This is a genomic window from Halorubrum tebenquichense DSM 14210 (assembly GCF_000337415.1).
Taxonomy (GTDB): Archaea; Halobacteriota; Halobacteria; order Halobacteriales; family Haloferacaceae; genus Halorubrum; species Halorubrum tebenquichense.
Window position 1 is genome coordinate 1 of the sequence record NZ_AOJD01000056.1, and the last position, 3,275, is coordinate 3,275.

The 3,275-nt window shown below is 67.5% G+C and carries 2 protein-coding genes; both read right to left on the reverse strand.

All coding sequences use genetic code 11. The features are described from left to right. Positions 1-466: 466 nt before the first annotated feature. A complete protein-coding gene (locus tag C472_RS10635) occupies positions 467-1,402 on the reverse strand; it encodes a sulfide-dependent adenosine diphosphate thiazole synthase (protein ID WP_006629837.1) in 936 nt (311 codons plus the stop codon). Between the two features lie 233 nt (positions 1,403-1,635). Next, positions 1,636-3,084: a sensor histidine kinase gene (locus tag C472_RS10640; RefSeq protein WP_006629838.1), complete on the reverse strand. Its 1,449-nt coding sequence runs from the start codon at positions 3,082-3,084 to the stop codon at positions 1,636-1,638. Between the last annotated feature and the right edge of the window lie 191 nt (positions 3,085-3,275).

The window sequence follows — 3,275 nt, forward strand, 5'->3', positions numbered from 1 at the left end:
AGCGGAGGGTGCCAGCGACGAGGCTGGGGAGGCGTGAGGTGCGGTGCTGTCGCGGGGCGGGACTCGAAGGGGCAGTCGGGGGGCGGGCGCAGGCGACGGCAGCACCGCAACGAGGGGGCGAAGCGACCGAGTGAGGAGCGCCCCGAGCGTGCGCCCGCCTCCCGACTGGGGCTTCGGCGGTCGTGTTCTCGATACGAACTTCGCCGTAGCGACCGACTGGGGCTTCGGCGGTCGTGTTCTCGATACGAACTTCGCCGTAGCGACCGACTGGGGCTTCGGAGTGGTTCGTGTTGATCAGCAATTCGAAAACAGCAACGTATCGCCGAGCGACTGGGGTTTCGGTGGTCTCGGTCGGAAACGTGATCGCGTCGAAACCGATCTCGTAGTACTGACCGTCTGGAGGGCCGGAGGGGGCCGTGGGTCTCGCGACTCGCTCCGAGTCGCTCCCGGAACCGCGATCCGAGTCTCAGTCGTCAGCGGGAGCGGGCGCGCCGCCGGTCGACAGTTCGACCGCGGGACCGTCGACGCCGAGTTCGTCGAGGGCGCTCTGTGCCGCCTTCTTGCCGGAGACCAGCATCGCGCCGAACGTCGGGCCCATCCGCGGGAGGCCGTGGGCGGTCGCGACCGCCATGCCGGACGCGATCAGGCCGTCGTGGACGACGCCGGTGTGCTCGACCACGGCGTCCTCGCTCTCGCCCACCCACATCGAGTCGTGGCCGGGCGAGTCGTGGCCGGGCGCGCCGTACTCGCCGTCCTCGGTCTGGTCCATCCCGGTGTTGTGCTCCTTCGCGTGCTCGATGCCGGGCGCGGAGAGGACGCCGCGCTCGTCGAGCTTGCTGATCGCGACCGCGTCGTGGCCGGTCGCGTCGATGACGAGGTCGGACTCGACCGCGATGGGGTCGACGCAGGTGATCTCGCGGGGCAGCGCGTGGACCGGCGTCCAGTTCATCACGATCCCGCCGACCTCGTGGTCCTCGCGCACGACGAGGTCGGTGAACTCCGTCATGTTCTGGACGCGCGCGCCGGCGTCGCAGGCCGCCTTGATCAGCCCGGAACAGGCCTCCGGCCCCGGCGCGGTGTAGAGGCCGTCGACGTCCTCGACCGGCTCGTAGTCCACGTCGAGGTCGTCGAGGATCTCCTGTGCGGGGTCGCGGACCGTCACCGTGTTCATCAGGAAGCCGCCGAGCCAGAACCCGCCGCCGAGGTAGTTGTTCTTCTCGACGATCATCACTTTCACGCCGCGCTCGGCCAGTTCCTTCGCGGCCATCAGCCCGGAGGGACCCCCGCCGAGGATGATGACCTCCGACTCGGTGAAGTCCAGGAAGCCGTCGGTCCACTCGTTTCCGATGGCTCTCGTTACGTCGGTCTCGCTCACGTCCGCGAAGCCGTTGTATCCGTCCATACAACTTGGTAGTATTACTTGGTTGTGAAAGGCGTTGCGGTCCGGCGGCGCGTCGCCCGTCTCCGAGTGTCCGGCGCGGTCGACCCCCGACCGACGGGTCCGGACCCGCCGATCGCGCGCCTCTGCTCGCGCTGGTCGGGACGCGACCGGCCGGCGAGCGGCCGCCTCGCTCGCGCTCGGAACACGAGACCGGCGGTCGGACCGCGGTGGATGCGAGAAGAGTCGGACCCGGCTCAGACGACGCGCGGCGCTTCGATCTGCGTGTTCGGCTCCGTGTCGAGCGCGAACTCGAACCGAGCGCCGCCGGCGTCGCTCTCCGTCACGTCGACCCTCCACCCGTGCGCGTCGGCGATCCGCTTCACGATCGTCAGTCCGAACCCGGTGCCGTCGGACGCGGTCGTGAACCCCGGCTCGAAGATCGCATCGACCCGTTCCTCGTCGACTCCCGGACCGTCGTCGGCGACGTAGAATCCGCCGCCGTGCTCCCCGACGGTCACCGTCACCGGCGACCGCCCGTGATCGACGGCGTTGCGCAGGAGGTTCTCGACCAGCCGCCGGACCCGAGGCGGGTCGCCGTCGACGACCAGTTCCCCGTCGGGCAGTCGGAGCCCGTCGGCCGGGCAGCCGAACGACTCCCACGCCTCCGCGGCGACCGCTCCCACGTCGACCGGCTCGGCGTCCGACACCGTCCGTCCGTCGCGGGCGAGCCGCAGCAGGTCCCGGATCATCCGGTCCATGCGCTCGTGTTCGGATTCGAGCCGATCGAAGTGGTCCTCGTTCCCGTCCGCCCGGGCCAGCTCCGCCGCCGCCTTCGCGTTGTTCAGCGGCGTCCGGAGGTCGTGCGACACGACGGAGGTGAACTCGTCCAGCCGCTCGTTCTGTCGGAGCAGCTCCTCGCGCCGCCGCTGCTCCTCGGAGGCGTCCCGGAGGATGCCGACCGACCCCCTGAAATCGCCGTCGAACGGGAGGGCGGCCATGTGGTCGTAACACGGGACCGTCTCGCCGTCTTTCGTCCGAATGTCGACCCCGAACTTCTCCCGCTCCGGGCCGGTCGAAGACACGATGTCCGCGAGCTTCTCGTTGGCCTTCTCCACGTCCGATTCGGTCTTGATGAGCCCGGGAGGGCTCCCGAGGATCTCGTCCCGGTCGTAGCCGGTGAGGTCCACGAACGCCTCGTTGACGTACTCGAACTCGGCGTCCTCGTTGACGACGTATATCGGGTAGTCGAGCGCCTTCAGCACCGTCGAGTACCGCTCCGACTCGATCTGGCTCCGGAACTCCACCGCCGCGTGTTCGACGCGGTTGGCGAGCCGACGGATCTGGTCCGGACCGCCCTTCTGAAGGTAGCCCGTGACCCCGGCGTTTATCGCCTCGGCGGCGATCTCTTCGCTCCCCTTCCCGGTGTACAGGATAAACGGGAGATCCGGGTACTCGTCGCGCACGTCACAGAGCACCTCCAGTCCGTCGCGTCCCGGCATGTCGTAGTCGCTGATCACGCAGTGGAACGCCCCCGACGCGAGGTGACCGATCACCTCGTCCGGTTCGGTCGTCGTCGTGACGCGGGCCCCGTCCAGCTCCGCGTCGAGGAAGGACTCGGTCAGATCGAGCACCGAAGGGTCGTCGTCGACGTGGAGGATCTCGACCGGCGCGGTCGCCGCCTCGTTGGGGTCCTCGATGGACATGAATCTACGATAATAAGGGGTTCCACGATTTAAAAAGCTGCGACGGGGATATCCACTAAAATGGCTTCAGAGGCGACTCAATCGATGTATTTCGGATCTCGACTATAGTAGTCGATAGAATTTTTTACTCGGAAAACTATGTTGTCTGTAATGGACCACCTCAACGAGATCTCCGTCGAGGAACTCCAAGA